The organism is Caulifigura coniformis (assembly GCF_007745175.1).
GTDB classification, from domain to species: Bacteria; Planctomycetota; Planctomycetia; order Planctomycetales; family Planctomycetaceae; genus Caulifigura; species Caulifigura coniformis.
On the sequence record NZ_CP036271.1, the window covers coordinates 2,677,658 to 2,701,644 of the forward strand.

General features: G+C 63.9%; 19 protein-coding genes. 11 read left to right on the forward strand and 8 right to left on the reverse strand.

Annotated elements, in window-relative coordinates; all coding sequences use genetic code 11:
* Positions 1-53: 53 nt before the first annotated feature.
* The 5 genes from rnpA to Pan44_RS10620 all read right to left on the reverse strand — a co-directional run bounded on the left by rnpA (position 54) and on the right by Pan44_RS10620 (position 4,446).
* Positions 54-434, reverse strand: coding sequence for a ribonuclease P protein component (rnpA, locus tag Pan44_RS10600; protein ID WP_145029945.1), 381 nt, complete (start codon positions 432-434; stop codon positions 54-56).
* On the reverse strand, positions 431-760 hold the full coding sequence (locus Pan44_RS10605; protein WP_145029948.1) for a hypothetical protein: 330 nt from the start codon (positions 758-760) through the stop codon (positions 431-433). Before Pan44_RS10605 ends, rnpA begins: the two co-directional genes overlap by 4 nt.
* A 194-nt stretch (positions 761-954) precedes the next feature.
* A complete protein-coding gene (locus tag Pan44_RS10610) occupies positions 955-1,872 on the reverse strand; it encodes a DnaJ C-terminal domain-containing protein (RefSeq protein ID WP_145029949.1) in 918 nt (305 codons plus the stop codon).
* A 92-nt stretch (positions 1,873-1,964) separates the two neighbouring features.
* Entirely contained in the window at positions 1,965-3,047 is a 1,083-nt protein-coding gene (gene dusB / locus Pan44_RS10615; protein ID WP_145029951.1) for a tRNA dihydrouridine synthase DusB, read from the reverse strand.
* 73 nt (positions 3,048-3,120) lie between these two features.
* Positions 3,121-4,446: a Gfo/Idh/MocA family protein gene (locus Pan44_RS10620; protein ID WP_145029953.1), complete on the reverse strand. Its 1,326-nt coding sequence runs from the start codon at positions 4,444-4,446 to the stop codon at positions 3,121-3,123.
* 361 nt (positions 4,447-4,807) lie between these two features.
* Here Pan44_RS10620 and Pan44_RS10625 point away from each other — a divergent pair, with 361 nt between their 5' ends.
* Positions 4,808-6,310: an arylsulfatase gene (locus Pan44_RS10625; protein WP_145029955.1), complete on the forward strand. Its 1,503-nt coding sequence runs from the start codon at positions 4,808-4,810 to the stop codon at positions 6,308-6,310.
* A 51-nt stretch (positions 6,311-6,361) separates the two neighbouring features.
* Here Pan44_RS10625 and Pan44_RS10630 read toward each other — a convergent pair whose 3' ends face one another.
* Positions 6,362-7,750 carry a hypothetical protein gene (locus Pan44_RS10630; protein WP_145029957.1) on the reverse strand — a complete coding sequence of 463 codons (1,389 nt, stop codon included), beginning with the start codon at positions 7,748-7,750 and terminating at the stop codon, positions 6,362-6,364.
* Between the two features lie 240 nt (positions 7,751-7,990).
* Here Pan44_RS10630 and folE point away from each other — a divergent pair, with 240 nt between their 5' ends.
* From folE to Pan44_RS10665, 8 genes are all read left to right on the forward strand, one after another.
* Complete coding sequence (gene folE / locus Pan44_RS10635) at positions 7,991-8,599, forward strand: GTP cyclohydrolase I FolE (protein WP_231754283.1); 609 nt, start codon at positions 7,991-7,993, stop codon at positions 8,597-8,599.
* 148 nt (positions 8,600-8,747) lie between these two features.
* The gene (locus tag Pan44_RS10640; RefSeq protein WP_145029961.1) at positions 8,748-9,776 is read left to right on the forward strand and encodes an ABC transporter substrate-binding protein; all 1,029 of its coding nucleotides are present in this window, start codon (positions 8,748-8,750) and stop codon (positions 9,774-9,776) included.
* Positions 9,773-11,248, forward strand: coding sequence for a hypothetical protein (locus tag Pan44_RS10645; RefSeq protein WP_197454005.1), 1,476 nt, complete (start codon positions 9,773-9,775; stop codon positions 11,246-11,248). The genes Pan44_RS10640 and Pan44_RS10645 overlap by 4 nt, the downstream gene beginning before the upstream one ends.
* Positions 11,245-11,898 carry an ATP-binding cassette domain-containing protein gene (locus tag Pan44_RS27355; RefSeq protein WP_197454006.1) on the forward strand — a complete coding sequence of 218 codons (654 nt, stop codon included), beginning with the start codon at positions 11,245-11,247 and terminating at the stop codon, positions 11,896-11,898. The genes Pan44_RS10645 and Pan44_RS27355 overlap by 4 nt, the downstream gene beginning before the upstream one ends.
* Positions 11,891-12,850 (forward strand): NHL repeat-containing protein, encoded by a 960-nt coding sequence (locus Pan44_RS10650; RefSeq protein ID WP_145029963.1) that lies wholly within the window; start codon positions 11,891-11,893, stop codon positions 12,848-12,850. Before Pan44_RS27355 ends, Pan44_RS10650 begins: the two co-directional genes overlap by 8 nt.
* A complete protein-coding gene (locus tag Pan44_RS10655; RefSeq protein ID WP_231754284.1) occupies positions 12,847-15,891 on the forward strand; it encodes a VWA domain-containing protein in 3,045 nt (1,014 codons plus the stop codon). The genes Pan44_RS10650 and Pan44_RS10655 overlap by 4 nt, the downstream gene beginning before the upstream one ends.
* Positions 15,892-15,984: 93 nt before the next feature.
* On the forward strand, positions 15,985-16,971 hold the full coding sequence (locus Pan44_RS10660) for an ROK family protein (protein WP_145029965.1): 987 nt from the start codon (positions 15,985-15,987) through the stop codon (positions 16,969-16,971).
* A gap of 248 nt (positions 16,972-17,219) precedes the next feature.
* Complete coding sequence (locus Pan44_RS10665; RefSeq protein WP_145029967.1) at positions 17,220-18,398, forward strand: hypothetical protein; 1,179 nt, start codon at positions 17,220-17,222, stop codon at positions 18,396-18,398.
* 87 nt (positions 18,399-18,485) lie between these two features.
* Here Pan44_RS10665 and Pan44_RS10670 read toward each other — a convergent pair whose 3' ends face one another.
* Together Pan44_RS10670 and Pan44_RS10675 are read right to left on the reverse strand one after the other, a co-directional pair.
* A complete protein-coding gene (locus Pan44_RS10670; protein WP_231754285.1) occupies positions 18,486-19,547 on the reverse strand; it encodes a 3-oxoacyl-ACP synthase III family protein in 1,062 nt (353 codons plus the stop codon).
* Positions 19,548-19,718: 171 nt separating this feature from the next.
* Entirely contained in the window at positions 19,719-20,480 is a 762-nt protein-coding gene (locus Pan44_RS10675; protein ID WP_145029969.1) for a DUF3050 domain-containing protein, read from the reverse strand.
* A 230-nt stretch (positions 20,481-20,710) separates the two neighbouring features.
* Here Pan44_RS10675 and Pan44_RS10680 point away from each other — a divergent pair, with 230 nt between their 5' ends.
* Both Pan44_RS10680 and Pan44_RS10685 read left to right on the forward strand, forming a co-directional pair.
* Positions 20,711-22,195, forward strand: a complete 1,485-nt coding sequence (locus tag Pan44_RS10680) for an ATPase domain-containing protein (protein ID WP_145029971.1) — start codon at positions 20,711-20,713, stop codon at positions 22,193-22,195.
* Positions 22,192-23,763: a hybrid sensor histidine kinase/response regulator gene (locus Pan44_RS10685; RefSeq protein ID WP_145029973.1), complete on the forward strand. Its 1,572-nt coding sequence runs from the start codon at positions 22,192-22,194 to the stop codon at positions 23,761-23,763. Before Pan44_RS10680 ends, Pan44_RS10685 begins: the two co-directional genes overlap by 4 nt.
* Positions 23,764-23,987 lie beyond the last annotated feature (224 nt).

The following is a 23,987-nucleotide window of genomic DNA, read 5'->3' on the forward strand; positions in this document are numbered from 1 at the left end:
CAGGCGCGCGGATGCAACTCGATCGATCGCATCCCGTGCTTCGCGACGCCCTTCTAAGTGGCTCCCGAATCCGGGCCGCTGTGTTCCAGCAGTCGTCTCGCGGCCTTCCTTGTCAGCCGCGCCAGCGATCCCTGGTATTCCTGCATCGTCCCGATCGTTCCCTGCTGGGGAATGACAACGAGATCGAGTCCGCGCGGTAAATCGGCCCGACTGAGCCGGAACGCTTCCCGCAGCAGCCGCTTGAGGTGGTGCCTCGCGACGGAACCTCCGTGTTTTCGGGAGACGCTGAACCCCGCCCGCGTCGTGTCCGTCGAGTTCGCTGCGGCGAACATCAGGAGACGCGCGTCGGAGAACCGCTGCTTGCCTGCGTAGACGCGATTGAAGTCGGCCGACGACGTCAGCCGGCAGGCACGCGGGTAACCGAAGCCGTTCATCGAGCGCCGCCATCGGCCGCCGGACGGCTCTCGGCATCGGACAGAGGTTGTGACTCGTCCTTGCCTGTCGATTCCACGTCATCAAAACGCTCGGCCGGAAGTGGCTCACCTGCGGGCGATCCCTCGGTGAGCGGTTTTCGCCTGAGCCCCCGACGTGTCGCCGATCCACCGAGGATGGTCAACAGCACCAGCGCCAGCCCGGTGACAGCAATCAGCCCGCCGACCAGGATGGCCAACCGCAGCTTGCGTTTCTTCTCCAGGTCCTGCGTCAGTTCATCCGCGGGCGCGCTGGCCGCCTCAGGAGCGGCTTCAGAAACATTCGCCACCGACGGGTCCGACTCGATGAGGGCCGAGCCTTTACCGGGCCCGGACGACGCTGAATCTGCCTGAAACGTGGCCGCCCGGACCGATGACATCACCGGGCTGACGGCTGCGAGGGCGCACGCGAGGCAGGCCAGGGGGATCCACCTGCCTGAACGCCGCTGGACGGTCATCTCGATGCCCTCTGGAACCTAGCGGATTACCACAACGTGCCGCGGGGATTCTGTGGAGACTCCTGGGCGAGTTCCTCCAGAAGCTCTTTAACGCGGCCCTGCATGGGAGGACTGACGATCTTCACCACGACATACTGGTCGCCATACGCCTTCGTCTTGGGATTCACAATCCCTTTGCCCTTCATCCGCAGCCGGGTGCCCGACGACGACCCGGTCGGAATCTTGAGGGTCACGAGCCCCTCATTGAGCGTCGGGACATCGACCTTCGCTCCCAGCGCCGCCTCGGTGAACGTGACCGGGACCTCGATGATCAGGTCATCCTGCTCGCGCTTGAAATAGGGATGTGGAGCGACACGCACGGTGACGAGCAGGTCACCGGCCGGACCGCCGCTCTGTCCGGCCTGCCCCTGCCCTCGCAGGCGAACGACGCCGCCGTCCTTCATGCCGGCGGGAATTTTGACGGTCAGCCGTTCCTGGGAAGAGCCCGTCGCCAGCGTCAGGTCGTGGCTTCCCCCTAGGGCGGCGACGGAAAACGGAACCTGGATCTCGGTCTGCAGGTCGCTGCCGCGCTGCGCCCTGGCCTTGCGCCCGCGGCCTCCGAACAGGTCGCCGAGATCGAATCCGCCGCCAAAGAGGTCGGACGGATCAAAGTCGAACTGGGGCCCCCCGCCGGCGCTGCCCCTCGCGCCGCCGCGTCCCCCCGCGCCCATCTGATCGGCGTGTTTCCAGTGTTCGCCGAACTGGTCGTACTTCTTCCGCTTGTCCTCGTCCCCGAGGACTTCGTATGCCTCGGCCGCCTGTTTGAAGCGTTCCGCCGCCGCCTTGTCGCCCGGTTTGACGTCCGGATGCGATTCTTTCGCGATCTTCTTGTAGGCCTTTCGAATCTCGTCGGCCGTGGCCGTACGGGAGATTCCAAGCTGGCTGTAGTAGTCCGTGGAAGGCATTGGCGCCGGGGAAGTGGTCGGGATGCGAAATCAGGCTGGGCGAATCTTATGGTGGTTTCGCTGGCACGAAAAGAACCCTCGCACGCGGAACCCTACCAGCGTTCGTTGGGCCCCGAGGGAACGGCGACGTGCATCTCCGGGAGAATTCCGGTGCGGCTTCCGTGCATCGGCCCCGCTTCAGCAATCCGGGCGATCGACGCTTCGATTTCCACCCAGCTCTTGGCGATCTGGAATTCGTTCCGGAGATCGGCCCGCACCCGCATCGCCTTCAGGTACCAGTGACCCATCTTGCGGAACGACGTGACCGCGCGGGATTCGCCGACCTGCTCAAGCAGAAAGCGCAGCTGCCGCTGCATCAGGGCCAGCCGGTCGTCGAAATTTCCCGGAGGGTCGTAGGTTCCGGTCGTTTCCCATTGCGCCAGCTGCCGGAAGATCCACGGATTGGCAAGCGCTCCGCGGCCGATCGAAATGCCCTGGCAGCCGGTTTCCTCGAACATCCTTGCGGCGTCCTCGACCGTACGGATGTCGCCGTTACCGATGACCGGAATGTTCTCGACGGCTTCCACGACCTGCCGGATTCCTGGACGCTTCACGTGGCCGCTGAAGCCCTGCTCGCGCGTGCGGCCGTGGATTGCGATGGCAGCCACGCCGATCTTCTCGAACTCACGGGCGAAGAATGGCGCGGTGATCTGCGTGTCGTCCCAGCCCAGTCGCATTTTCACGGTGACCGGAACGCGGACCGCTTCGACAACCGTCCGCACGAGGGCGAGCGTCGCATCCGTGCGGCACATCATCGCCGAGCCGGCCCCGCCGGCGGTGATCCGGTGGACGGGGCAGCCCATGTTGATGTCGATCGAATCGACGCCCCGCGCCTCGACGAGCCGGGACGCGTCGCGCATCACGGCGGGGTCGTCTCCGAACAGTTGGACGGCGAAGGGGCGGTCTTCCTCGCACGACTCGACGAGCTGGAACGACTTCTGGCTCCCCTCCAGCAGCCCACGCGCGCTGACGAGATCGGTCGTCGCCAGTCCCAGGCCGCCGAGTTCGCGGACGACGCGCCGGAACGGCAGGTTGGTGAATCCAGCGAGCGGCGAGAGCGAATAGCGCGAAGGGAGCCTGAGCGCGCCGTAGTGAAGCGGCTTCGGCGTCGACGATGTTTCCGGAGAGAACGTCATGGACTGACATGAAAAGCACCCCGACTGCTTTGGAGCAGCCGGGGTGCGGGTGCGACTTCGGCTTCCAGGGCGATCAGACGGTCTTCGTCACGCCGGGGACGGCGATCGGGTACTCGCCCTTGTCGTTCGGGACGCTCGGCGGCGTGCCGTTGAGCGAGTATTCCGAAGGCCGCAGGGCGATCTTGGAATTCATCGCTTCCTCCCAGGTGATGACTTTGCCCGAGTAGGTGCACATCCGACCGAGGATGGCGACCATCGTCGACATCGCTCCGCGATGGGCCTCGTTGTATTTCTCTCCCTTGGCAATGGCATTCTGCAGGGCGGTGTGCTCGTTGACGTAGGGCAGGTCTCCCTTGCCCTTGTAACGGGTCACCTCTTTGCCGACCTGGATCGAGCAGTTCCGCGGAGCGTTATCGAGGTTGATGATCGCCTTCGTGCAATGGGCATGCTCGCTGACGGGGTTCCAGCAGTTTTTGATGTGCCGGCATTGGCTGAACATCACGCTGCCGTCGTCGAAAGTGAACTCGCAGGCGTGGTGGTCGAAGATCTCACCGTACTTCTTGTCGGTGCGCACTTCGCGACCGCCCATTCCGTTGGCCGACACGGGGTAGGAGCCTTTGATCCAGCAACCGACGTCGAGGTTGTGGATGTGCTGCTCGACGATGTGATCTCCGCACAGCCAGTTGTAGTAGTACCAGTTGCGGAGCTGGTACTCCATTTCCGTCTTGCACTCCTCGCGGGTGCGGCGGGGATCCCACACGCCGCCGCCGTTCCAATAGACCCGCATGGCGTGAACGTCGCCGAACTCGCCGCTCTTGATGCGGTCGATGTACTCGATGTACTGGGCCTGGTGCCGCCGCTGCAGCCCCACGCCCACCTTCAGGCCCTTCTCATCGGCGAGCTTCGCGGCCGCGAGCACCTGCTGCACCCCCGGGGCGTCGACGGCCACCGGCTTCTCGATAAAGCAGTTCTTGCCGGCCTTCACCGCGGCTTCAAAGTGCATCGGGCGGAAACCGGGCGGCGTGGCCATGATGACCATGTCGACACCGGAGTCGATCACCTTCTGGTAGGCGTCGAAGCCGACGAAGCGTCGGTCCGGCGGAACATCGACCTTGTTGGCTCCCTCCGCTCCAAACAGCTTCTCCGCTTCCCGCTGCAGAGCCTTGAGCGAGCCGTCGATGGCGTCTTCGAACATGTCTCCCATCGAGACCAGCTTGATCTGTGAGCTGGCGTTGAACGCATTGCCCATGGCTCCGGTGCCGCGGCCGCCGCAGCCGATGAGGCCGACCTTGATCTGATCACTTCCCTGGGCGAAAGCGCGGGCAGGCAGGCTGGACAGGGCCGTCACGCCGGCGGTCAGGGCGGCGGTGGACTGCAGAAACTCGCGGCGACTCGACATGAAGAACTCCTCACGGGACGCAGAGGGAGGCTGAAGGCGGGAAAAAGTAAGTTTGACGGTCGGGAAAATGGTTCGCAACCGGATCACTGCCAGGCCGGGGAGGCGACCTGCGTGAAACCCTCATTTTCCGAGTGAGTGTTGCAAGCATTGCGCGATTTCTGTGACAGCGCGACAATTGCGCCCACGTTCTGCCTGGTGTCGGCTTTCCTTCGAAGCGTCTGCAACATTCCACGAAAGGTTGCGCGCGCAAGCGTTCCGGGCGCCGCCGAAGCCGGTGACGTCGAGTGCTTTGCAGGGAGGACGAAGATCGGGGAGAGTGGGGCTGGTCTTCGAAGCCGCGTTTTCCGAAGGGGATGTCGTAATGCGCTGGATCGTGCTCGTACTGCCGTTGTGCCTGTTGACCGTTCCCGCGGCGGCGGCAGAAGGCGACCGGAAACTCAACGTCGTCTTCATCCTCGCGGACGACCTCGGCTGGGGCGAAGTGGGCGCGTTCGGGCAGGAGAGAATCCCGACTCCCAATCTCGACCGGCTGGCTCGGGAAGGGATGCGCTTCACGCGGCATTACAGTGGAGCGCCGGTGTGCGCGCCGTCGCGGTGCGTGCTGATGACCGGAAAGCACCTTGGACACGCAGAGGTCCGCGGCAACCAGCAGGCGAAGCTGAAGTTTCCTCAGTTCACGGAAGGTCAGTATCCGCTGTCGCAGCAGGCGCTCAGCTGGCCGATGCTGCTGAAGAAGGCCGGCTATGCGACGGGCGCAATGGGGAAGTGGGGGCTGGGACCTGTCGGCAGCACAGGGGAGCCGAACCGCAAGGGGTTCGACCTGTTCTTCGGCTACAACTGCCAGTCGGTCGCGCACAGCTACTTTCCGCCGCACCTGTGGCGGAACCGCGAACGGTTCGTCCTGAATGATCCGCCGATCCCGGGCCATCTCAAGAAGCCGGAGGGAGAGGTCAAGCTCGAGGACTATCAGGGGAAGCAGTACGCGCCAAAATTGATGATCGCCGAGGCGGAAAAGTTCATCGCAGCGCACGCCGGCGGGCCGTTCCTGCTCTACCTGCCGTTCATCGAGCCGCATGTTTCCATGCAGCCGCCGGCCGAGTCGGTCAACCGGTTTCCAAAGGAGTGGGACACCGAGGTCTATCGCGGTGAGAACGGCTACCTGCCGCATCCCCGGCCGCGGGCCGCCTATGCCGCGATGATTTCAGACCTCGACAGTTACGTGGGCCGGGTGCTGACCGCCCTCGACCTGGCGGGGGTGTCGGGTCGGACCCTCGTGGTGTTCTCGAGCGACAACGGAACGACGCATGACCGGCCGGCGAATCCGAAGCTGCACGTCGGCGGGGCCGATCCGAAGTTCTTCAACAGCACCCGTGACCTGCGGGGCTTCAAGGGGAGTGTCTATGAAGGGGGGATCCGCGTTCCCATGATCGCGAAACTGCCGGGCAAGATTATGGCCGGCACGGTGAACGAAACGCCGGGCTACTTCGCCGACTGGTTTCCAACACTCTGCGACGCGACCGGGATCGAGAAGCCGGAGGGCCTGGATGGCGAAAGCCTGTGGCCCGCCCTCACGGACGGAACGACGCACGCGCGAACCCGTCCGATGGTGTGGGTCTTCCCCGAATACCAGGGACAGGTGGCCGTGCAGATCGGCGATCTGAAAGCGGTGCGGACCGGCCTCAAAACGAAAAAGCCCGGGGCGTGGGAGGTCTACGACCTGGTGAAAGACCGGGGAGAGACGAAGGACATCGCCGGCGAGAACGCGACGTTCATCAAAGAGGTTGAGAGCGTTCTGCGCCGCGAAGTCGACAATAACGACGTCTTCCCGCTGACGATTCCGGGGATCAACGATTCGAAGTCGTGACTTCGATTGGGGCATGATTTCGACACAAAGGCACAAAGAGTCTCTTGGTGTCTAATGAGCCGGCGCTGACAGATCTGATCCAAGTGCTTCAGAAAGCCGGCGCGGGTCGGTGTCGCGGATGATTTCGTTGATGCCGGTCTGGTTGAAGCCCTTGTAGCCGTCGTTGCGCTCGAGAATCTCCAGGTGCGATCCGACGGCGCCTTTGGTCCGGAACGTTTCCGCCTGCTGCGGCGTGATGAGATTCTGTTCGAGGAGTGCGGCGATCCGTTCTGCGGCCACCGGCCAGACTTCTCCTTTCGTGAACGCCTGGCGCAGATAGGTGAAGTCGGTGAACGGCTTCATCGAGTCGACCCCGACTTCCTTCAGGCCTTCGCGAGCTGCGTTGAAGTCGAACTGGCATTCGAGGTGGTGCATGCCGGCCTCGAGGAACGCTTCGCCGTGCAGCTTGCACCAGAGCCCGACGGTGCCGAGCTTGTCCCGAGGGAAAAGCGGTGTGTGGGAGAAATCCTGGGCCACTTCTTCGGGGGACAGATCGACGTCGGCGAAAATCACGACGCCCGTCATTGGATCCTCGAGCACCTGCGCGCCCCAGCCGGCTTCCTTACCCGCATAGAACCTCTCCCGGCAATGGAAGCCCATCATCTCGAGAATGCGGATGAGTGTCGCGAAATACTCACGGCTGGAGCGGTAGGTGTGGTGATCGTGATTGGCCCAGCCCAGGCCCAGGGCGTCCTGCCGCATTTTCTGGATCTGTGCGGCGCGGTTGCGCGACTGCCAGTAGGACCGTTCCGCCCGGAAGAACAGGTCGCAGGCCCGCGGCATGCCGAGGTCGACGGCAGCCCATTTGATCAACATTTTCGTGTGCTCGAATCCGACAAGGTCATCGTCGAACTGGCGACGGCGAAGGAGAAGCCGTTCTTCATGGTGGAGCAGCTTCCCAGCATCAACGGTCCCCGATTTGAGTGACAACGACGGGTCGCCATGCCGCTCGATGGCACAGACCACATGGAGACCTGCTGCGCGTTGCGGGCAATAGTCCCAGCGGAGGGATGCGGTCGGATCGCCCTGGATATTCAGATCTCCTACAGCGCCATGCGCCAGCAGGAAATCACGGACGGAATCGACCTTCAGCATCATCACGAAGAATTTGCCGTCCAGGCGAACAGGCGGAAATAGGCCGGAGTCGATCCGCCATTCCTGGCCCCCTCGGTCGGTGTAGCCAACGGCGATCAGACGCGACTGGATTTCCGGGCCGGCTGGAAGCTGAAAGTGGTCGATCCAGTCGACCAGCCGTGTCCCGGTCTCGGTCTGCATCCTCGCGGCCAGGCGCGTGAGCCAGGGGCAATCCCGCTGGAACTGTTCGACGAGTTCCGCAATGAACGCGGCCGCTTCTGGCTGTGGCTGCCACGTGAATTCCGTCAGGGCCGAGGTCGCCGTCATGGCGGAGTCTCCGAGGGAGGGAATGGTCCTGGAAATTATAGGGGGCGACGAGCAAGCGGATCAGCAAGAAGGAGGGGAGCCCGCCCCGGCGTTGGATGTCACGACGAGCGGGGGGCGTGAGCCTCCTGATCATGGCAATCAACGCCCGGCATCAGATCATCGACCGGCTCGCGCCGGCCCAATCGCGTGCACTCTCAGAGTCCCGGCCTAGAATATCCCGTTTGATTGAGATCGGGTTTCGTGAGAAAGAATACGCTCGTGTCCGAAGAAGCGAATCAGTTCCATCCGTCTGTCGACCTGCCGCGGATCGAAAAAGCTGTTCGGGAGATCCTGGCCGCCGTCGGCGAGAATCCGGATCGCGAAGGGCTGCTCGAAACGCCCAAACGCGTGGCGAAGATGTACGCCGAGCTGTTTTCCGGTCTGCACCTCGATCCTTCGCGGCATCTCAAGAAGGTGTTCCTCGAGAACTACGACGAAATGGTGCTCGTGAAGGACATCAGCTTCAACAGCATGTGCGAGCACCACCTGCTGCCGTTTATCGGCAAGGCCCATATCGGCTACCTCCCGCGGGGAAAGGTGGTAGGGCTGAGCAAGATGGCGAGGATCGTGGAGGAGATTTCGAAGAAGCCGCAGGTACAGGAGCGGATGACGCACGCCATCGCCGACCTGATGAACAAGGAGCTGGACGCCAAAGGGGTGATCGTCGTCCTCGAAGCCGAGCACAGCTGTATGACGATCCGTGGCGTGAAGAAGCCGGGGGCCGTGACGATCACCAGCGCCGTGCGCGGGTTGTTCAAGTCGAACGAGTCGAGCCGCGCCGAAGCGATGGCGCTGATCAACCAGAAGTAACTCGCTCCCTGGGGCCGGCAGCCGCGCTGGACAGGGCCAGCAGCGCGGCTGAAATTCCATCCAACATCGGCCATGATGCGGTCGTAGGGTCCAACGCGGCGGAGGTTGGCGTTTCGATTCCTGAGGACGTTGGGAAAGGGCTGATCCTGTGAGTTCCAAGTCGCGGGCGATCTCGGGTGTTGTGATCTTTGTCGTGCTGATGGGCGCCGCCTGGATGCTCGTTTCAGGCCGCACGAAAGCCGCCCTCGTCGTCTACTGCGCTCACGACGCCGTCTTCGCCGAGCAGCTCGTGAGTCAGTTCATGGCCCAGACGGGCATGTCGGTCGAAGCGACGTATGACAGCGAAGTCGCCAAGTCGCTGGGACTCGTGCAGCGGCTGGAGCGAGAGCAGGGAAACCCCGTCTGCGGCGTGTTCTGGAACAACGAGCCCCTGGGAACGATGTCGCTCGCGGCGAAAGGTGTGTTTGAGCCGTATGAGTCACCCGAGGCGACCAATCGGCCGGCAGCATTCCGCGATCCGGAGAACCGCTGGACTGGATTCGGCGTGAGGTACCGCGTGTGGATCGTGAACACCGGGAAGATGGCGGCGACGCGCGAGGCCGTGGAAGAACGGATGAACAGCGGGGACCTGTCGCGGGTCGCCATCGCCGAGCCGCTCTACGGCACGACGCTCACTCACTGGAGCCTGCTCTGGAATCGTCTGGGGGCTGACGAACTCCAGAAATGGCACCGCAGCCTCAAGGAACGCGGTTGCCATTTCGTGAAGGGAAACGGAGCCGTGCGGGATCTCGTGGCGGCCGGAACCTGCGACCTGGGGATGACTGATACGGATGACTTCTTCGGAGCACTCGACGCCAGGGCTCCCGTGGCCATGCTGCCGATCCGCGTCCAGGAGCAGACGATCGCCATCCCCAATACGGTGTCGATTGTGAAAGGGGCCCGGCATCCGCAGGCGGCGCAGGCGTTCGTCGATTTTCTCCTCTCGGCCAGCAGCGATCTCGCGCTGGCGAAGTCGGGATCGCGGCAGGCGCCTGTCCATACGGGCGTTGCCGCTTCCGAACTCCCGCCGGAGATGGCCGAGATGCACGACTGGGCCAAAGAGGCGGCGGATCTTTCCGGACTGACCATATCGCGGGATGAGTGCCTGGCCTGGCTGCAGAAGGAGTTCGCTCCGTGACCTATGCCGGAGCGATTGGAGCTTCGACATTGCGCAGTGCGCTCGTGGTGGTGGTGGGGCTGGTCCTGGCGAGCCTGCTTGCCGAGTGGTTTCGAAGCACGGAATCGCGTTCGCTGAGGAAGATCCAGTTCGTGCTGCTGGCGGCGGTGTTCCTCACCCCGAACCTGATCGTCGGTTTTGGCTACCGCACGCTCTCGATCAACCTCCTCAATCACCGCTGGTTGAACGAACTGCTGTATTTCCTGCTGATCTGCTTCGAATGCGTGCCGGCGGCGCTGTGGCTGCTGCTGTATTCCCCACCCCCCGCGCTTTCGCCCGAGGCGTGGCATTGCGCCCGGCTGGCGCGGCAGGCGGGTTCGCCGCTGCAGTCGCTCACGTGGCGTCTGAGATTCTGGTGGAAGGGGGCGGGCGAGACCCTCGTGGGCCCGGCCGCCCTGCTGTTCGTCCTGTCGTTCCAGGAATCGGAACTGGCCGCTCTGATGCAGGTCGCCGGCTGGCCCGAACGACTGTTCACCGATCACGTCGGCGGTCTCCCTCCTTCCGAAACCGCCCGACTTGTGCTTTGGCCCGTCCTCATCCAGCTGCCTGTCGCCGTTCCGCTGCTGACACGAATTGGGGTGGCGATTTCGACGCCTCCGCTCTCGGTCCTGTCGGAGAAGTCGCGGCCTGGGCGTCGCCGGGGGGCCGCTCTGAATCTCTTCGGCTGGACGTGGATTCTCGCGGGGCTGGCCTTCGTCATCGGGCGTCCGCTGTGGCATCTGGTGGACGGTGTGTCACGAGTGAGCCGGACGGTCCAGTTGCAGCCGCGCTGGTGGCGCGAGCTTGGGGACGCCGTTCTGCTGGCGGCCTCATGCGTCGCCCTGACATGGGGGGCGGCCTGGTTGCTGCAATGCGTTTCCAGAAGCAGGGCGACGCTCATCACGGGCGGGGCGATCCGGGAGAGGATCCGGCTGGGAATGCTCTCACTGCTGCTCGCTCCCGGATTGACGGGGACACTCGCGCTGGGGCTCCTGACGGCGGGATTTTTCCAGCGATGCCTCCCCGGCCTGGCGTATACGCCGGCGCCGCTCATCGTGGCGGAGTGCCTGTGGTTATGGCCGCGCGTCGTGCTGGTGCGGGGATCGATCGCGGCCCGCACGCGTGTGGCGTCGCACCAGATTCGCCTGCTCGACCGCTCGCCGGATGGCCGGCAGCGGGCCGGGGCGGCGGCGGTGTGGTGGCGCGTGGCCGGCCGGCCATTGGCGGGAGGTGTGTGCCTGGTGGCGTGGTGGAGTTACCTGGAAGTGATGCTGCCGATGATCCTGCGACTGCCCGGTTTCGACCCGTCGCCAATGATGATGTACAACCATCTGCACTACGCGCAGGTCGAGGCCCTGGGAGTGAAACTGGCGATGATCCTCTCAGTTCCGCTGGTGTTGGGAGCACTCGTTGCCGCGACTGTGCGACTTCTGGAAGGACGGCGAACCACGTGACTCCGCTGTTCCAGCTCAAGAACGTTTTCGTGGACGGACCGCGGCGTCCGCGGCTCGAAGGGGTCACCGTCGACATCCTGCCGGGACGCACCGCCGTCGTCGGCGCGTCCGGAGCCGGAAAGACGTCGCTGCTGAATCTCCTGTCGGGCTTTGAGACGCCGGATGCCGGCGGGATCGAAACGGTGCAGATCCGGTCCGAGCGCGTTCCGATTTTCTGGTCGCCCGCCGATGGGGGCCTCTGGCCGGGAGTTTCGATCGCCGATCACATCCGGCTGGTGACGCCCGGGGCGTCCACGAGGGGCCGCGTCCAGGAGTGGCTGGAACGATTTGACCTGAACGAGTCGGCCGCGAGGCATGTCGAGGAACTGTCGGCCGGAGAGCGATCTCGCTTGAGCCTCGCCAGGGCGCTGGCGGTGGATGCGGCAGTGCTGGTTCTCGATGAGCCGCTGGTGCATGTGGACCGGGCCCGGCTCGAGCGTTACTGGTCGATCGTCCGGGAAACGTGTGAGGCCCGCGGCACGTCGCTCGTCTTCTCGTCGCACCATATGATCGACCGGCGGCACGCGGACCGCGTCGTCGGAATGGAGAAGGGACGCGTCGTCCTCGATTGTTCCATCGACGAAGCACTGCGAGAATCGGTTCATGAGTGATCGAGGGCTGCCGTTGGCGGACACGAGCACGCGGCCCTCAGGGCCGCGGCGGGCTCTGCTGTTCGCGATGGGGCTGATCACGTTCACCGGCTGTTTCGGCCCCGGCGAGGGAGATGTCCAGCTGCCGACGGCCAACATCGCGACGTGGCAGATTCCCAACGAGGAATCGAAGATTCCAACGCCGCGGGGGCTGTTCACGGCGCGCAACGGCGACCTCTACGTCCTGGATGACGCGGGCCGGTTCCTGATCTATGACCAGGATCGCAAGCTCGTTCGCAAAACATACATGCCCGAGTATTCGGTCGGCCGCCCGGAAGGCCTGTGGCAGATGCTCGACGGCCGGGTGGCTGTCGCCGACACGCACTACAACCGCGTGGTCCTCCTGAACCCCGACGGGACGTGCGAACGGATGTTCGGCACGAAAGGATACGGGCCCGGTGAGTTCATCTTCCCGGAGACGGTCGTCCAGGACCCCGCAGGGCGGCTGTATGTCTGCGAATATGGCGGCAACGACCGCATCCAGCGGTTTTCCGCCGACGGCAAGTTCCAGGTCGCTTTCAGTTCCTTCGGGACCGAACCGGGACAGGTGCAGCGGCCGACGGGGCTCGTGTGGCACGATCACAAGGTCTACGTGTGCGACGCGGTGAACAATCGCGTCCAGCGGTTTTCGGAGGACGGCCAGTTCGAAGCCGTTCTGGCGGACTCACAAACGGCCGGCCTTTATTACCCGTATGACATGGCGATCTCCCCGGCAGGGGAGTTGTACGTCGCCGAATTCGGATCGGGGCGGGTGACAAAGTTGTCGAAGGAAGGGAAACTGCTGGGGCGATACGGAACGGCGGGACGTGATGTCGGGCAGTTCTGGACGCCGTGGGGAGTCGCGGTGGCCGCGGATGGGCGGGTGTATGTGGCTGATACGGGAAACCGAAGGCTTGTGGAGCTGAAGCTGTGAAGCGGCGCTCGATCCTTCGCACGCTCTTTCCGGAAACGCTGTTCCCGTCGTCTCGGGGGCCGCTGAACTGGCGCGAAACGATTCCGCTGGTCGCGTTCCTGGCGACCTATCTCGCCGTCATCCTCTGGCTGACGCTCTCCAGACGGGTCACCTTTACCTATCCCTGGCAGCTTGCATGGATCGGCGTGTCCGTGTGGGTGTGGTGGATGTGGCGGAACGGCTGGAGCGGACTGAGCCGCGGCCGGGCGCTGTCGGCGCTGATCTGCCGGCTGGTGCTGCTGGGGCTGTTCGTCGCGCTGATGGCCGAGCCGCGCTCCGTGCGGACGCGTGATTCGCTGGCCGTCGTCTATGCCGTCGATTTTTCCGAGTCGATCGGGCCAGACGCCCGCGAGCAGGCCGCGAAGTTCGTAGCCAAAGCGGTCTCCGAGAAGCCGCAGGAAGACTCGGTCGGCCTGGTGGCGTTCGGCAAGAACGCGGCCGTGGAAGTGCCGGCGCGTCAGTCCTTCCCGCTGGAAGGAGGACAGATCGTTTTCAACGCCCGGATCGCGGCGGACGAGACCAACATCGAGCAGGCGCTGTCCCTGTCGGCCGCGCTGTTGCCCGAAGACACGCGAGGCCGGATTGTGCTGCTCAGCGACGGCGCCGAGACGACCGGCAGTCTGCGGCCGGTGCTCGAGGAACTGCGGACGCGGGGAATCTCCGTCGACGTCGTGCCGATCACCTACAGCTACGAGAAGGAAGTCTGGGTGGAGCGGCTGGAGCTGCCGCAATCAGTGAAGATCGGGGAGTCGTACGAAGCGTCCGTCGTCGTCTCGTCGCTGAAGGCCGGGAAGGGAAAGCTGCAGCTCACGGAGAACGGGCAGCCGGTTGGCGAGCCGATGCCGATCGAGTTCCAGGCCGGAAAGAACCGGTTCGACCTGCCGCTGTATCTGCGGTCGCCGGGCTACTACGAATACAAGGCGACGATCATTCTCGACGAGAACGAGGACCAGCTGGCCACGAACAACACGGCCGTCAGCTACATCTTCGTCGAAGGGGAGGGGAAGGTTCTGCTGGTGACCGATCCTGTCGGCCGCAAGGAGGACTGGCAGTCGTTGCGGAAGGCGATCATCGACGGCGAACGGGCGGTCGAGGTGGTCGACGCTTATTCCTTTCCGCGCGATCCGTTAGCGCTCATGCCGTATGACTGCGTGATCTTCTGCAACGTCGCGCACGATGCCTTCGACGCCGACCAGACGCAGGCGCTGCATGATGCGGTCTACAACCAGGGAACCGGCTTCCTGATGGTCGGCGGGCAGAACAGCTTCGGCCCGGGGGGATATCACCGCACGCTGGTCGAGAAGATCCTGCCTGTCGACATGGATATCTCGAAGAAGAAGATCCTGCCGAAGGGGGCACTCGTCATCGTTCTGCATACCTGCGAGTTCCCCGAGGGGAACACGTGGGCGAAGCGGATCACGAAGCAGGCGATCAAGGTGCTCGGCTCGCAGGATGAAGTCGGCGTGATCGACTTCGAGCAGGGCGAGCAGTGGGTGTTCAAGCTGGCGCCCGCGTCGAACTACGAAGAAATGGCGACGAAGGTCAATGCGGCCGCCCCGGGCGACATGCCGGCCTTCGCACCAACGATGGAAATGGGCCTCCGCGGACTGAAAGACAGCGACGCGGCCGCGAAGCACATGATCATCATCTCGGACGGCGACCCGCAGCCTCCGCCCCCCCCGCTGGTGCAGGCCTTCGTCGACAGCCAGGTCACCATGTCGATGGTCGCGATCTTCCCGCACGGCGGGCAGGAAGTGACGCTGATGCGACAGGTGGCCGAGTCGACCGGCGGGCGCTACTACTTCCCCGACGATCCGAATCGCCTCCCCGGCATCTTCATCAAGGAAGCGAAGACGCTGAAGCGGACGATGATCCAGAACAAGGAGATCCAGGTGGCGGCCGGGTATCCGTCACCCGTCCTGGAGGGAATCGACGCGGCCCCGAAACTCGGCGGCTATGTGCTCTCCACGCTGAAAGAGAGCCCCATTGTCGAGAATGTGCTCTACACGACCCCCGAGGATGCGGAAGAGGGCGACTCCGATCCGGTGCTGGCCATCTGGCGGTACGGGCTGGGGACCACGGCGGCCTTCACGTCCGACCTCTCTCCCGCCTGGGGAAAGGACTGGGTCAACTGGGAGAAGTACACCGCGTTCGTGAAGCAGCTGATGGTCCGCGTGTCGCGCGTCCGCAAGGATGGACACCTGCGGATGTGGAGCTACATGTCGGGAAGCGAAGGCGTGATCATGGTGGAGGACTTCCACCCGGATGAGACCTTCATGGACGTGACGGCCGCGGTTACCGGCCCGGGCGACCAGCAGCGGACCATTCCCCTGAAGCAGGTCGGCCCCCGCCGCTACCAGGCGACGTTCCCCACCTGGGGGGCGGGACTGTATCAGATCCAGGCGGTCGGCCAGGGGGGGCAGGAACGCAAGGACATCGTGAACGGCGGGTTCATCGTCTCCTACTCGCCCGAGTACCTGAAGTTCACCTCGAACTACGAGGCGCTCCGTGAAATCGTCAGCACCACCAAAGGTCAGGAACTGACTCCCGCCGCGACAAAGGACGAGATCTACGGGCGGCGCGAGCCGAAGAGCAGCTCGCAGCCGATCTTCGACTGGCTGCTCTACGGGCTGGCGATCCTGATCCCGATCGATGTGGGGCTCCGGCGTGTCCAGATCGACTGGCGGACGATCAAAGGCTGGTTCGGAATGGGCCGGAAGCAGGAAACCACCGCGACGATGGGCGCGCTGCTCAAACGCAAGGAATCGGTCGGATCGCAGCTCAAGACCCGCTCGGAACGCCCGATGCCCACCAGGCCCGCTCCCCCGCCCGGGTCATCCCTTCCCGGGCAGTCGCCTGGCATGCGCACGACCGCTCCAAAGCCGCCGCAGTCCTCTTCGCCGCCGGCCAAGTCGCCCCCCTCGGAATCGACAACGAGCCGCCTGCTCGACATGAAGCGGAAGCGTCAGGATGGCGGCGACCCGCCGGAGAAGAAGTCTTAACGGCCCGAATGAGAACGGCGCTGGCAGCGTCGGCCTTCGCCTTCTTTACTTCCCGCGGCATCCCAGTATTCTGCGCGAGGAAGGACACACGACATGGCAAAGACGGCTGCGGATGGTTGCTGGGTGGGTTTCGATCTGGGCGGCACGAAGATGCTGGCCCAGGTTTATGACAACTCGCTCAAGCTCGTGGGCAAGGACCGGAAGAAGACGAAGCCCGCGAGCGACGTCTCCGCCGGTGTGGCCCGCATTGTCGAAACCATCCGCGAGGCGCTGGCCGATGCGCAGATCGACGCCTCGCGTCTGTCGGGGATCGGGATCGGCTGTCCCGGCCCATGCGACATGGAGAAGGGGGTGATGACCGCGCCCCCCAATCTGGCGTGGGGCGACGTCGAGATCGGCAAGGTGCTGACGAAGGAGTTCGGCTGCCCCACCGCGGTGATTAACGACGTCGATTCGGGCATGTACGGCGAATACCGCTTCGGAGCGGCGAAAGACGCTTTCTGCGCGCTGGGAGTGTTCCCCGGCACCGGGATCGGCGGAGGCTGCATCTACCGCGGCGAGATCCTCCGCGGCCACAACATCACGGCGATGGAGATCGGACACTGCCAGGTCGTGTACAACGGCCCTCTCTGCGGCTGCGGCCAGCGGGGATGCCTGGAGTCGGTTGCGAGCCGCACTGCGATTGCCGCAAACGCCGCGCGCGCCGCCCTCCGCGGTGATGCGCCCCACCTCTTCGAAAAGGCCGGCACCGATCTGGCCAACATCCGCAGCGGCGCGCTGGCGGAATCGATCAAGGAAGGCGACAAGGCCGTCGAGGTGATCGTCGAAGAAGCGGCCCGACTCATCGGACTGGCCGTTTCGACGACCATCAACCTGCTGGCGGCCGATGTCGTGGTGCTCGGCGGCGGGTTGGTCGAGGCGATGAGCGACCTGTTCGTCACCAACGTGGACAAGGCGGCCCGCAAGCGCGTGATGCCTCCCTTCAAGAACGCCTTCAAGGTCGTTCCCGCGGCGCTGGGAGACGACGCGACGGCCATGGGGGCGGCCGCCTGGGCCCAGCACGTCCTTGCTGACAGTTGAGTCGCTCCGCGGCGACGCCCGGGGGCAGGCTGCTGAAAGGTCTTTCGCGGACAGGTTTTTCGCAGCGGGGGAGGCTGTTGGCTGCGCCGGGATGCTCCGGTGACTGTGCGATCTGGCAGGTGCCTGGGTAACATTCTTTCAGAGTTCACGCCTCACGCAATGGGCCGCGGGGGCGTTCACTGACGGCATGTTCGTTGAAGAGCTTCTCGCCGGCCTGTCACCGGTCGTCTGCGTTCAGGACTCTTGTCATGTCGCTGCCTCCCTTCGATCCGTACAACGCTCCCGTCGCGAAGAACACGCCCGCCGATATCGGGCGGATGAACGCCGAGTTCAACCAGGTGGTCGTCAAGCTCGGAGAAGTCGGGGTCAAGCTCCACGGCCATTTCAAATGGTGGATCCTGCACGGCTTCTGGAATCCGACAGGCTTCGACTTCCACTGCGAAGACTGGAAGCGTCTGCATGATGTCGCGGCCAAGAGCCCGCGCCTCGGATTCGACCCCTCCGACATGCCGGGATACGACCCGTGGAAGGCGGCCGATATCAAGTTCGTCGGTTTCACGCAGGCGGGAAAGCCGCCGCTCGTGCACCTCGACATCGCGATCAGCCGGCCGGGGCTCTGCCGCGTATATATTGCCGTGAAGGGCTATCCGCAGAAGATCGATGCGCTCCAGCGGGCCAAGGCGGTCACGGCGCGTGATACGGCCGTCTACAAGGAAATCTACCGCCGCGTGCTCGCGCTGGGCGTCGATCTCGATCTGCATATCGGCTCGCACCTGACGGCGGGACGGAGCCGGCTCGATGGCATCAACTTTGTCGCCCGGGACCATGAGGCGCTGAAGAAGGCCCTGACCGATGCGGTCCATCCCGGAGGGGACAAGGTGTTCGCCCCGGGCTCCAAGAGTGCGGTGGGGCACCTTCCCCTCAGCATCTCGTATCGCGCCACCGAGGGGACAGGCTTCCGGCAGATCTGGAGGCCCAATTCCTCCGACCGCCCGATCGCCACTCCCGATCCAAAGAAGGATCCGGCTATGGATGCCGGCTTCTCATCACATTTCGGCGATAACCGCAACCTGCCCGACCTCACGTCGGTCCACTGTGCCGTGTCCGACAGGATCTGCAACATTCACATCGATGAGATGGGATTCGTGATGACGGATCCCCAGGGGAATGTGATTGTCAACCCGGACGTCCTCCGGCACCTGCTGATCGAACTGCTCTGGAAAACCAACCTGCAGGGGAAACTGCCGTTCTGGGCGCTCGATCGTGTGAACTTCGACATCGCCAGTTCGCCGCTGAACTTCAAACCGGTGGGAATCGGGTTCGATGTCGTGCAGACGAAACGCGTGAAAGCGACAATCCGCGGACAATGTTCCGTCGATGGATCGATGGAATGCTCAGGGACGATCGGCCTCGGCATCAACTTCTGAACGAACCGCTGCTCTCGCAGCACCGCCTCTGCCGGCGGCGCGTAACTGATCGGGACGTTCAACCGGGATTGCCGTCCTTCCAGCCGCTTACCAGCGGAAGAGGCTTGTTCCCCACGCGAGGCCGGCGCCGAAGCCGCACATCATCAGGGTGTCGCCCCGTTCAATGCGTCCCTCGCGGTAGGCTTCATCGAGCACCAGCGGAATCGACCCGCCGGAGGTGTTGCCGTACCGATGGACGTTCGAAAAGACTTTCTCGGGCGGAATCGCCAGCTGCTCCATCGCGGCATCGATGATGCGGATGTTCGCCTGGTGGAGCGCGAACAGCGACACGTCGTGGACGGTCATGCCGGCCGTTTCGAGCATGAGCTCGATGGTGTCGGTCACGAGCCGGACGGCCCACTTGAAGACCGACCGGCCGTCCATGTGGAGCAGGTGATCGCCCGCCTCGATCGCCGAGACGGTGAGGGGCGTTTTCGATCCGCCGGCCTTGCGGTCCAGAAGACCGCCGCCGCTGCCGTCGGCGCCCATCTGGTAGCAGAGCAGTCCCTGGTGCGGGTCACCTGCGGTGAGGATCACCGCGCCGGCCCCATCGCCGAACAGGGGATAGGTTCGCTGATCCGCCGGATTGATGATCCGGCTCATGCAGTCGCCACCCACGACGAGCGCGACTTTCGCATTCCCGCTGGCAACGAACTGCGCCGCGGTCACGAGTGAATACATGAAGCCCGCGCAGGCGGCCGCGAGATCGAATGCGGCGCAGTCGAGGGCCAGACGGTCCTGGATCAGGCACGCGGTCGACGGGCACTGGAAGTCGGGCGTGAACGTGCCGCAGACGACGAGGTCGATATCGGCCGGGTCGACGTTGGCGTTGCGGATCGCCCTGCGGGCGGCCTCGACGCACAGGTCGCTCGTCGCCATTTCGGGCGGAGCGTGGCGGCGTTCGAGAATTCCGGTGCGCTGCCTGATCCACTCGGGATCAAAGCCGAGACGAGTCTGCAGGTCGGCGTTCGTCACCACGTTTTCGGGGACGAACGACCCGCAGCCCGCAATCTGGACTCCGAGAAGCGAATTGGTCCGGCGGGAAAACAAATGCTGTCCCTTGGGAGTGACGGACTCCAGCGACGGAGACGCGGTGGTGGTAACTGCCAACGAAATGCCTCCCTGCAACGAAACCGCGGTGCAGGCCGGTGCAGACTCCAGGACATCCTTTGGGGAGCTGCAAAGCCCCCGAATCCTACACAGGTCCCAAAATCGCGGAAAGGCTAGCTTGGAACCCGAGCGCCGGATTCACAAGGACAACGAAGCCCAGCCGGCCCCGGATCAAATCCCGGCGCTCATGGCATTCCAGAGCGCCAACCGCGACTCCAGCGAGGCAATCGCCGCGCTTTCGGCCTGTGCCCAGGCGTCCGGCTGGTCGCCGCACAGCTGGATCATCAGTTTTCGCGCCTGCGGGCCATGCTCGTCGCCGTCGAGCGCGACGTGCCGATCGAGGTAGTAGACGAACGAATCGAACGATCCGTTCATTCCGCCGTTGAGCTGCTGGATGATCCTTGAGAACAGGCCGGGCAGCAGGTCTTCGCGTCCGCAGGTGAAGGCGGCTGCAATCGCGGGAAGCTGGCCTGTCTGGAGGATCTGAAACGTCTGCTCGACGAAATCTTTGGCGGCCGGAGGCGCGCCGCAACGGGTGAGGGCGTCGCTGAGCGGCTGTCCAGTTCGCAGGAACTCGCAGAGCCCGAGGATCGGACCGACGTCGGCCCCGGCCTCGCGCATCGAGTCGAGGTACAGGTCGAAGTGGCTGGCAGGGGCCCCGTCGCGGGCGACATCGGTTTCTTCCGCGAGAACGATCTCGTTGATCAGCCGCGCGGCGAAGGGGTTGGACGGTGGAAGCCACGGGATCGTGACGCAGCACAGCCGTTGCTGGAGTGCCTTGAGCAGCGACATGAAGTCCCAGACGGCGTAGACGTGGTGCTCCATGAACGTCCGCACCGCGGCGACATCACGGATCTTGCCATAAACGGAATGTTCGAGGAGCCGCTGCCGGAGTGGCTGCAGCGAGTTGTTGAGGTGATCCCAGGAATGCATTCAGCGGTTCGCGAAAAACGAGATGGAGGAAGGGAAGGAGGATAGTCCGGCCGATTGAGAATCGGCAGGGCGCGCGGACGACCGTTCATCATCTGATTGGCCGTGTCTCGCACGAGGGAATTCCTTGAAATCACGCCTTTCACTCCTGCAGAAGCTGAGCGACGATGGAGGAACCAAAATCACGCACCATTGACCTGTGAGCAATTCTTCAGGGGCCCTTCTCTTACGTCATGAATGCGCAGACTGGAATCGCCGGACTGGATGAACTCCTGGGTGGGGGCCTTCCCGCCAACCGGACCTATCTCGTGGAGGGCAATCCGGGGGCAGGCAAAACGACTCTCGCGCTCCAGTTCCTCCTGGAAGGAATCGAGCGCGGCGAATCGTGCGTGTGCGTCACGCTTTCGGAAACCCGCGAGGAGCTGTCGGCCGCGGCCAGCACCCACGGCTGGAGCCTCGACAAACTGCGGATCGTCGAACTTGTCGCGTCGGAAGATGCACTTCACACCGACAATCAGCTTGCCATGTTTCAGCCCTCAGAGCTGGAACTCGGCACCACGATGGAAGCGATCCTCAAAGCGATTGAAGAGACGAAGCCGACTCGAGTCGTGATCGATTCGCTGTCCGAGTTCCGGCTGCTGGCGCAGAATTCCCTGCGCTATCGTCGCCAGATCCTGGCGCTCAAACAGTTCTTCTCGGGACGCCGCTGCACCGTCCTGTTTCTTGATGATCGCACGGCCGACGGCAGCGACCTGCAACTGCAGAGCATTGCCCACGGAGTCGTAATGCTGGAGCAGATGTCGCCAGAGTTCGGAGGTGACCGGCGCCGGCTGCGGATCGCCAAGCTTCGCGGCCGGGCCTACCGCGGTGGCTATCACGACTACATCATCGAAAAAGGGGGACTGCGGGTCTTTCCTTCGCTGGTTGCCAGCGACCACAAAATCGAAGCGGTCTCTGGACAACTCTCGAGCGGAATTGCGGAACTCGATGCCCTGACCGGCGGGGGCTTCGATTTCGGGACGGGCATTCTCGTGGCCGGACCGGCCGGGTCCGGAAAGTCCACGCTGTCCATGCAGTACGCGTACACGGCCGCAATGCGCGGTCAGCGTGCAATGGTGATGATGTTCGACGAGCGTGTCGACACCCTTCTGGCTCGCTGCAAGGGCGTCGGCATCGATCTCGGTCCGTTCGTCGAGAACGGCCTCGTCACCCTGCAGCAGATCGATCCTGCAGAATTGTCCCCGGGCCAGCTTTCGCAGATCGTCCGCTCCGCCGCCGAAGGGAAGGATGGCCATCCCCCGGCGCAGGTGATCGTCATCGATAGCCTGAACGGATACCTGAATGCGATGCCTGAAGAACGGTTCCTGGTCATTCAGCTGCATGACCTGCTGACTTACCTCGGCCACAAGGGAATCGTCACGTTTCTGGTCGTTGCCCAGCATGGGCTGCTCGGCGCCATGCAGACGCCAGTCGACACGACCTACCTGGCTGATGCCGTCGTGCTGCTGCGTTATTTCGAGACGATGGGAGCCGTGAAGCAGGCGATCTCGATCATCAAAAAACGTGGAGGAAAGCACGAACGGACGATTCGCGAGTTCCGGATCGATGGCCAGGGATTGCGGATCGGGGAGCCGCTTCGTGACTTTCAAGGCGTCCTTTCCGGAATTCCGAAGTATCTCGGCAACAGCAAGCCGCTCCTGGAGAATCGGGAGGAATGACGGCCTCTTCGCATGCTCTGGACCACCGGGTCCTGCTGCTGACTCCCACCCGGCGCGACGCGGAGACAAGCAAAGCACTGCTGGCCGACCACGGCATCGAGTCTGAGATCTGCCGGAACATCAACGTTCTGTGCGAAGAAGCGGCCCGTGGAGCCGGCGCTCTTCTCGTCACGCAGGAGGCCATCTTTTCCAGCACCGATCAATGCCTCACAAAGCTCGTCCAGGGGCAACCTTCATGGTCGGATTACCCGCTGATCGTCCTGACTCCCGCGGGACCCCAATCGGCTGCGGATATCGCGGCGCTGGCCGCGGTGGGCCACATGCTGCTTCTTCAGCGGCCGTTGCAGATCGGCATGCTCATCAGCACGGTCCAGGCGGCGCTCCGGGATCGCGCCCGCCAGTACCTCGTTCGTGACCATCTCGCCGAGCAGGAAGCCTACGCCGCGGCGCTGCGGGAAAGCGATCGCCGCAAAGACGAATTCCTGGCGGTGCTCGCACACGAACTTCGCAATCCGCTCGCCCCCCTCCGCACCGGCATCGATCTCCTGCTGCTGGAGAATCAGGCGCGGGACGATGACCTGATTCCGATGATGTCCAGGCAGACGTCACACATGGTGCGGCTTATCGATGATCTGCTGGACCTTTCCCGCATCAGCCAGGGGAAACTGACTCTGCGGACCTCGACCGTGAGCCTCGGCGAGGTGATCGGAAATGCCGTCGAGGCAACGCGTCAGCAGATCGAGTCGGCCGGGCATCAACTTCACGTGGCCGTCAGTGGTCCGTTGCACGTGACGGGTGATCCGGTCCGCCTGACGCAGGTTTTCGCCAACCTGCTGAGCAACGCCGCGAAGTACACCGAGCAGGGTGGGCAGATTCACCTCGCTTCCGAGCGAGTGCAGGAGAAAGCAGTCGTCCGAGTGCGTGACACCGGTCTCGGGATCCCTCCGGAGATGCTCTCCCGCGTGTTCGAGATGTTCGCGCAGGTCGATTCGTCGCTCGGCCGCGCAGGCGGCGGGCTGGGCATCGGGCTGACGCTCGTGCGGCAACTCGTCGAGATGCACCAGGGATCGATTCGCGTTGCCAGCGACGGGCTGGGCTGCGGAAGCGAGTTCACGGTGGAACTGCCGACTGTCGCGGGCATGCCTCGTTCCGGAGCAGTCCGCGGGCCGGAGTTCGGCAGCCGGGGGCCGTCGATGAATGTGGTTGTCGCGGACGACAATGTCGACGCGGCCGAGACGCTGGCCATGCTGCTTCGTCAGCTAGGGCATCACGTTCGAATCGTTCATGACGGGCAGCAGGCCGTCGAGGTCGTCTGCAGGAATCGTCCTGAGCTGGCGATCATCGATATCGGAATGCCGGTGCTGACGGGTTATGACGCCGCCACACGGATCCGGGAACAACTCGGATCGCGGAATGGCGTGTACCTCGCCGCCTTGACCGGCTGGGGGCAGGAAGAAGACCGGCGGCGGGCTCTCGATGCCGGCTTCGACGCCCATATGGTCAAGCCGGTTGAAACGTCCCGCCTTGCGTCGCTGATCGAGGCGGCCCGCAGAGGCGTCTCTTCTTGAACACCCGGCGAAAGCGGCCGCCGCGCACAGCAGTCTCGCTGACCGTTTCCAGATTCAGTCCTCATCGTTGAACCCGCTCCCGCGCCCGTCCAGCGTCCCGAACGACTGACCAGCCGGGCTGCGAATTGCGGTCCGTAACCTCGACGCGGTCGAGGCGTTCGTCACAATGAGAGGATCAATTTTGCCGGGACGTCAAATTGTGCATTCGATGACCTCGATTCTGC

Excerpts from the sequence above, each read along its gene's own strand:
- rnpA (WP_145029945.1), bottom strand. The coding sequence starts at position 434 with ATGAACGGCTTCGGTTACCCGCGTGCCTGCCGGCTGACGTCGTCGGCC.
- Pan44_RS10610 (WP_145029949.1), bottom strand. The coding sequence starts at position 1,872 with ATGCCTTCCACGGACTACTACAGCCAGCTTGGAATCTCCCGTACGGCC.
- dusB (WP_145029951.1), bottom strand. The coding sequence starts at position 3,047 with ATGACGTTCTCTCCGGAAACATCGTCGACGCCGAAGCCGCTTCACTAC.
- Pan44_RS10620 (WP_145029953.1), bottom strand. The coding sequence starts at position 4,446 with ATGTCGAGTCGCCGCGAGTTTCTGCAGTCCACCGCCGCCCTGACCGCC.
- Pan44_RS10625 (WP_145029955.1), top strand. The coding sequence starts at position 4,808 with ATGCGCTGGATCGTGCTCGTACTGCCGTTGTGCCTGTTGACCGTTCCC.
- Pan44_RS10630 (WP_145029957.1), bottom strand. The coding sequence starts at position 7,750 with ATGACGGCGACCTCGGCCCTGACGGAATTCACGTGGCAGCCACAGCCA.
- Pan44_RS10650 (WP_145029963.1), top strand. The coding sequence starts at position 11,891 with ATGAGTGATCGAGGGCTGCCGTTGGCGGACACGAGCACGCGGCCCTCA.
- Pan44_RS10660 (WP_145029965.1), top strand. The coding sequence starts at position 15,985 with ATGGCAAAGACGGCTGCGGATGGTTGCTGGGTGGGTTTCGATCTGGGC.
- Pan44_RS10665 (WP_145029967.1), top strand. The coding sequence starts at position 17,220 with ATGTCGCTGCCTCCCTTCGATCCGTACAACGCTCCCGTCGCGAAGAAC.
- Pan44_RS10675 (WP_145029969.1), bottom strand. The coding sequence starts at position 20,480 with ATGCATTCCTGGGATCACCTCAACAACTCGCTGCAGCCACTCCGGCAG.
- Pan44_RS10680 (WP_145029971.1), top strand. The coding sequence starts at position 20,711 with ATGAATGCGCAGACTGGAATCGCCGGACTGGATGAACTCCTGGGTGGG.
- Pan44_RS10685 (WP_145029973.1), top strand. The coding sequence starts at position 22,192 with ATGACGGCCTCTTCGCATGCTCTGGACCACCGGGTCCTGCTGCTGACT.